This window comes from Tunicatimonas sp. (genome assembly GCF_049647865.1).
Classification (GTDB): domain Bacteria; phylum Bacteroidota; class Bacteroidia; order Cytophagales; family Cyclobacteriaceae; genus Tunicatimonas.
Map to the genome: position 1 here is coordinate 1 of NZ_JBARYM010000482.1, position 2,525 is coordinate 2,525.

Genomic DNA, 2,525 nt, shown 5'->3' on the forward strand with positions numbered 1-2,525 from the left:
ACCAACGTACAGGTAGTAGTCACCACCGCCTACGGTGATATTGAACTAGCCGTAACCGCTATGAAAGAAGGGGCAGTAGACTTTTTGACCAAGCCCTGGGAAAAGGAAAAGCTAGTAGCTACGGTCGCCTCGGTGTGTCAGCTCAGTCGATCTAAAGGTGAAGTAATCAGGCTTAAGCATCAGCAGCAAGCCCTCAACCACGATCTGGATAGTACGTTTACAGAAATTGTCAGCGAAAGTCCGGCTATGAAACCGGTATTTGAGACTATTGATAAAGTAGCGCCAACCGATGCGAACGTACTAATCTTAGGTGAGAACGGAACCGGAAAAGAACTGGTAGCCCGAGCTATTCACCGCGCTTCACTACGTACCAAGCAACCCTTTATTAAAGTAGACTTAGGTACCATTAGCGAGACATTGTTTGAGTCGGAGCTCTTTGGCCATAGTAAGGGAGCGTTTACCGGAGCGGTAGATAGCCGGTCGGGCCGTTTTGAACTAGCGGCGGGCGGCACGCTGTTTCTGGATGAGATTGGTAACCTGTCGCCAACCCTGCAAGCTAAGTTACTGACGGCTATCCAGAGCAAGCAGATTATCCGGGTCGGAACCAATCAGTCCATCGACGTAGATGTACGTTTGATTAGTGCTACTAACCAACCCATTTACAAGCTATCGGAAGGCAACTCACCGCAGTTTCGGCAGGATTTGCTGTATCGGATCAATACGGTAGAGATCAATATTCCCCCGCTCCGCCATCGCCCCGAAGATATTCCCCTCTTGGTGAACCACTACTTGCAAGTATACGGCAGGAAGTACCATAAGCAACATGATTTTATTGGCGAGGCAGTAGCTACTAAGTTGCAAAACTACGCCTGGCCGGGTAATGTACGGGAATTGCAGCACGCCGTAGAACGAGCCGTAATCATGAGCAGCCGTTCTACGTTGGAAGCCTCTGACTTTCTAGTTAGTCCTCATCGGCCCAAGAATACTTCTTCCGCAACTACCTCACTTAATATGGACGCAGTAGAGCAGCAAGCGATCCAAGCCGCCATTCGCAAGCACAGCGGAAATCTGAGCAAAGCTGCGCAGGAATTGGGCTTGGGCCGTAGTACGCTGTATCGGAAGATGAAAAAATATGGGATTTAATACTTTGTGTTCGGGTGTTCAAGCCGTCATGGAATGATGTTCAAGTTGTTATTAGTCTTATCCGATGCTGAATCTTGTCAACTATATTTTGAATTCACTAGAATCGTCACTGCGAGCGACAGCGAAGCAGTCTCCTTCAAATCTACAAACAACTTCTCTTTACAAACTCTCAACAAGATTAACTACACAATCCCAATATGGGCAATGGCATCTCCTTGGTGAAGGATGGGGTCGTTGTTCAGGCCAATCACGTAGCCGGTAGCCGGAGACTTGATGGGTTCTTTAAAATCCCCGAAGGGATCGGTCATGTAACCTATGAGCTGATTTTTTTTCACTTTAGCTCCGCTAGTGACCTCGCACTGAAAGATACCCGATGCCCGAGCCCGCACCCAGGAGGAACGATTAATTAATCGGTTGGTATACGTTGGATTTGGAGCTTCGGCATGGGTAATTCCCAGGTATTTCATCACCCGGATTGCACCATCAATACCCTGCTGAATAGCATACTCATCAAATCGAGAAGATTCGCCACCTTCGTATACCAATATTCTTCTTCCTCTTTTAGCGGCGGTTTGCCGTAAGGACTTGGGTCGATACTTAGCGTGAAGGGTGAACGGAGCGCAGAAAGCCTGAGCTAGTTGCTGGTTCTGCGCATCATTCATCATACACCGAATCTGAGGAAAGTTACTACGGTCAGCCCCGCCCGTATGAAAGTCTATTCCCAAATCAATTTTGGGAATAATATCTTTGGTTAGATAGTAGGCTACTCGGGAAGCTAACGACCCATTCTTGTTGCCCGGGAATGAACGGTTTACATCCTTACCGTCGGGTACGTAGCGCGAAAAGTTAATAAAGCCGTAAATATTAATAACCGGAATGCAGATGATGGTACCTACGGTTGGTTGGTTCAAGCCCTGTTCAACAATGCGCCGAACAATTTCTACTCCGTTGATTTCGTCACCGTGTAGCCCCCCCATCAGCAGGAGTACCGGTCCGGGTTCCTTCGCCCGAGCAATGATTATATGAATGTCAATAGGGGATCTCGAGGGAAGTCGCGAGATATTTACTTCTATTTTTCTTGTTTCCCCCCGGGGAATGTCTACTCCGTTAAAGATCATACATGGGGGGATTAGGTTTAGTCAATGAATGAAGATGTGAAATGTGAAATATGAGATGTGAAAAGGGTTGGAAGTAAAAGGGTAGAGGATAGTTGATAATTGAAAGTGATGAATGACAAGTGAAAAATGACCAGTGACCAGTGACCACCAACCATTCTATCATTCTCTCATTTAGCTCTTTGAGCTAAGCCTTTACTTTATCCTTAGGTAGTCTCTTTCTGCTGGAGGCCTCTTCAATGTACTCAATAATTTTTCCCGCAACAT

The 2,525-nt window shown here is 46.9% G+C and carries 2 protein-coding genes; one reads left to right on the forward strand and one right to left on the reverse strand.

What is annotated here, in order from left to right; translation table 11 throughout:
- A partial coding sequence (locus WBA23_RS14230) for a sigma-54-dependent transcriptional regulator (RefSeq protein WP_424582943.1) occupies nt 1-1,143 on the forward strand: 1,143 nt, incomplete at its 5' end.
- 182 nt (nt 1,144-1,325) lie between these two features.
- On the opposite strand, the gene WBA23_RS14235 is transcribed toward WBA23_RS14230, so the two are convergent.
- The gene (locus tag WBA23_RS14235; protein ID WP_424582944.1) at nt 1,326-2,261 is read right to left on the reverse strand and encodes a succinylglutamate desuccinylase/aspartoacylase family protein; all 936 of its coding nucleotides are present in this window, start codon (nt 2,259-2,261) and stop codon (nt 1,326-1,328) included.
- Between the last annotated feature and the right edge of the window lie 264 nt (nt 2,262-2,525).

Coding starts and splice junctions, on each gene's coding strand:
- WBA23_RS14235 (WP_424582944.1), bottom strand. CDS start 2,261: ATGATCTTTAACGGAGTAGACATTCCCCGGGGGGAAACAAGAAAAATA.